6 protein-coding genes are annotated in these 2,900 nt (G+C 70.6%); 4 read left to right on the top strand and 2 right to left on the bottom strand.

Features of this window, described 5'->3' with window-relative positions; genetic code table 11:
- Window positions 1-486, bottom strand: a 486-nt coding sequence (locus tag VF697_RS28975; protein WP_331099979.1) for a hypothetical protein, incomplete at its 3' end; no start/stop codon positions are given.
- 339 nt (window positions 487-825) lie between these two features.
- Between VF697_RS28975 and VF697_RS28970 the strand changes: the two genes are divergently transcribed.
- The 4 genes from VF697_RS28970 (at window position 826) to VF697_RS28955 (ending at window position 2,543) form a co-directional block, all read left to right on the top strand.
- A complete protein-coding gene (locus VF697_RS28970; protein WP_331099978.1) occupies window positions 826-1,248 on the top strand; it encodes a DUF2809 domain-containing protein in 423 nt (140 codons plus the stop codon).
- A gap of 273 nt (window positions 1,249-1,521) precedes the next feature.
- Complete coding sequence (locus tag VF697_RS28965) at window positions 1,522-1,728, top strand: cold-shock protein (protein ID WP_331099977.1); 207 nt, start codon at window positions 1,522-1,524, stop codon at window positions 1,726-1,728.
- Between the two features lie 88 nt (window positions 1,729-1,816).
- Window positions 1,817-1,999, top strand: a complete 183-nt coding sequence (locus tag VF697_RS28960) for a hypothetical protein (RefSeq protein ID WP_331099976.1) — start codon at window positions 1,817-1,819, stop codon at window positions 1,997-1,999.
- 172 nt (window positions 2,000-2,171) lie between these two features.
- Window positions 2,172-2,543, top strand: a complete 372-nt coding sequence (locus VF697_RS28955) for a hypothetical protein (RefSeq protein ID WP_331099975.1) — start codon at window positions 2,172-2,174, stop codon at window positions 2,541-2,543.
- Between the two features lie 58 nt (window positions 2,544-2,601).
- Here VF697_RS28955 and VF697_RS28950 read toward each other — a convergent pair.
- A partial coding sequence (locus tag VF697_RS28950) for a hypothetical protein (protein ID WP_331099974.1) occupies window positions 2,602-2,900 on the bottom strand: 299 nt, incomplete at its 5' end.

Genomic DNA, 2,900 nt, shown 5'->3' with positions numbered 1-2,900 from the left:
GGCGTCCTCGAGGACGTTCAACTTGTCATCGCCGAAGGGCTCGCGGGACATGGCGTGCATGATGCGCTGCAGCTCGCGCTCGGCGATGGGCTGGTACACCGGAGCCGGGGGCGGCGGCGTGGGACGCGGGTAGTTGGAGCCCCGCGCCTCGGGGGCGTCGGCGAGCACGTCGCGGATGTCGTTCAGCTCCTCGTAGGCCTCGCGCAGCTTGGCCTTCTTGCCACGCCCATTGCTCTCGAAGGCGTCACCGAGCAACCGCTCCATCCGGGCCAGACGCTGCTCCAGGTCCTCGCGATCGACCGCCACCATCGTGCCGCCGCGCCGGCCGCGCCGGAACTCGTTGTCGTCATCGTCGCGGAAGCCGGAGGACCCGACCGGGGGCTGGGTGCCGCTGGCCTGACCCGGGGGCGGGGCCATGGGCTGCGAGGACTGGGCGGAAGCGGTGACGGCGGTCAACAGGGTGATGGCGACGAAGAGGGCCTTCATGAGGTTCATCCTTCTGGGGAATGTCCTTGCTGCATCTGCCCACTCAGACGGGGGGCGGGCGTCCGCATTCAAACGTTGCGCATTCTGCTCCTCCAGGCGCCCCGCGTCCCCTCCCCGGACGGTGAATCCCGCGCCTGGACGCCCCGGACTCGCAAGTGCTTGAAAGGACTCGGAGTCCTCCCGGGCCCGAGGAGGCCATCCGCGACCTCGACGTGGCGGCCTCCCGCGGGAGCAGAGCCCAGCGGGCGTGGAGCCTCCACGGCCTCATGCTCGCGTGGCCGCGCACGGGGACACCGAGCGCGCCCTCGCACTCGGCGAGGCTCCGGTACACTGCCGCGCATGCGCTCCGGCCCCGCCACCTCCCCTCCGCTTCCCCTCGCGCGCAGGCGGCTGTGGCTGCTGCCCCTGATGCTCCTCGTCATCGCGCTGGGCCTGGGCTCTCGCTCCTCGCTGGCGGCCGCGCACCTGCCCCGCTTCCTCACCGCCTACGCGGGCGACACGCTGTGGGCCTCCATGGTGTACCTGGGCCTTCTCTTCCTCGTGCCGCGCCTCTCCGTGCGGCACGCGGCGGCGTGGGCCCTGGGGCTCTCCGTGCTCGTCGAGCTCAGCCAGCTCTGGCATACGCCCTGGCTCGATGCGCTCCGGGCCCACCGCCTCGGCGCGCTCGTGCTGGGCCGGGGATTCGTCGGCTCCGACCTCGTCTGCTACGCGGTGGGCGTGGGGCTCGCCGCGGGCGCGGATGTGCTGTCCTCTCGCTCCTGAGCGGCCTCGTTCCGCGGGCCAGGGGCCCGCCTGCCAGTCCGCCACGAAGACGTCCCCAGGAAGCCCGCGCGGAGCGAAACGCGTGGAACAGGTCCAACCCTTGGGAGTGTTTCGTGATGGATCGCGGCCCCCGGCGCGGTGTCGAGTAAGCAGCGCGGGAAGGTTTCCCAACTCGACTTCCCGAGCGGGCAGGTGTAGGCCCGATCGTCGCTCCCGCCGTGGGCGAGCAATCCGGGCGATGGACGCCCTGCTGAACGAGAAGGAAGCAGAAACATGGCAAGTGGTACTGTGAAGTGGTTCAATGATTCGAAGGGCTTTGGCTTCATCACCCAGGACAACGGGGGCCCCGACGTCTTCTGCCACCACACCGCCATCCAGACGGATGGATTCCGCACCCTGGCCGAGGGCCAGAAAGTGGAGTTCGACGTGAAGAAGGGCCCCAAGGGCCTGCAGGCCGAGAACGTCCGTCCCGTCGGCTGATCCGCCCACGCGTCCCTACCTTTAGCTTCACGAGGCCCGGCCTCCCACGAGGCTGGGCTTCTTTTTTCCATTTTGCCCAGGAGTACTCATGCAGGGACGGTCCACGAAGCGACAGAAGGAAATGGCACGCCAGCAGAAGCAGCGTGACAAGGAGGCCAAGAAGGCCGAACGCCAGCGCGAGAAGGATGCGCGGCCCACCCGTCAGCCCGGCGAGGAAGATCCGGACATCGCCGGCATCATCCCCGGCCCCCAGCCGCCCCTCGAGATGTGAAGCGGGCGCATGAACGCCTGCACGCCCTCGGGCCTGGAATCGCGAGCGATTCCGGGCCCTTCGTCTTTCGGGAGCGCCCCCCGCCCCTTGCCCCTCCTTCTGTGCGACGCCATGCATTAGCCCAGTGACATGGCGGGCGGCGGTGCGAGGCCGCGCTCGAAGGGAGAGGATGATGGGCAAGAGAGAAGAGCGCGCCCCCGGCGCACACCGGGAGCACAAGGACAGCAAGCCGAGCCACGCCAGGCACGTCTTCGAGGAGCCGGCCACGCTCCGGGAGCCCGCGGCGCCTCGCGTTCCCCGGGTGATGCCGCCCTCGGCCGTGTCGGTCATCCCCCTGTCCGACGAGGAGCGGGCCCGCGCCGTCGAGTCCCCGCCCGCGACACTCCAGGAGGCCCGCGAGGCCACCGACGCCCTGCTCCACGAGATCCTCGAGGAGGACGATGCGGGAGCTCCGGAAGCGCCCTCCTCACGGACCGCGCGCCCCTCCTCTCCGGAGGAGGACTGGCCCGCGGAGCTGCACTCCATCCACCTGCCTGAAGTCTAGCGCCCCACCGGCCGGGACCGGTGGAGCGCTTGCGCCATCCGCCTTCGTGCGGCTGGCGCTAGTCGTCCTGCTTCAGGTCGCGCTGCCGATGCTCGCCCTCACCGCCGCCCCGGCCGTCCAGGCCGATGCCACTCGGGGCCTCGTGCTCGTCCGGCACCGACTGGAAGCCCTCCTCATCCGGGAGCTGCTTCAGGTCGTCCGGTTGCTGCCCGGTGTTCTCGCCGTTCTCGACACCCGCGCCGCCCGTGCCCGGCGCCGGCTGCTGGCCCTGGACGTCCTGCTCGCCCTGGACGTCCTGCCGCTGCTCCTGGATGTCCTGCTGGCCCTCCCGAGCGCGCTCATTGCGGCAGCCGCTCA

Origin of the sequence: Archangium sp. (genome assembly GCF_036388035.1) — a bacterium.
GTDB lineage: Bacteria > Myxococcota > Myxococcia > Myxococcales > Myxococcaceae > Archangium.
Note: the sequence above shows the minus strand (reverse complement) of the source record. Positions and strands in the feature narration are given on the sequence as shown.

Coding starts and splice junctions, on each gene's coding strand:
- VF697_RS28970 (WP_331099978.1), top strand. CDS start 826: ATGCGCTCCGGCCCCGCCACCTCCCCTCCGCTTCCCCTCGCGCGCAGG.
- VF697_RS28965 (WP_331099977.1), top strand. CDS start 1,522: ATGGCAAGTGGTACTGTGAAGTGGTTCAATGATTCGAAGGGCTTTGGC.
- VF697_RS28960 (WP_331099976.1), top strand. CDS start 1,817: ATGCAGGGACGGTCCACGAAGCGACAGAAGGAAATGGCACGCCAGCAG.
- VF697_RS28955 (WP_331099975.1), top strand. CDS start 2,172: ATGGGCAAGAGAGAAGAGCGCGCCCCCGGCGCACACCGGGAGCACAAG.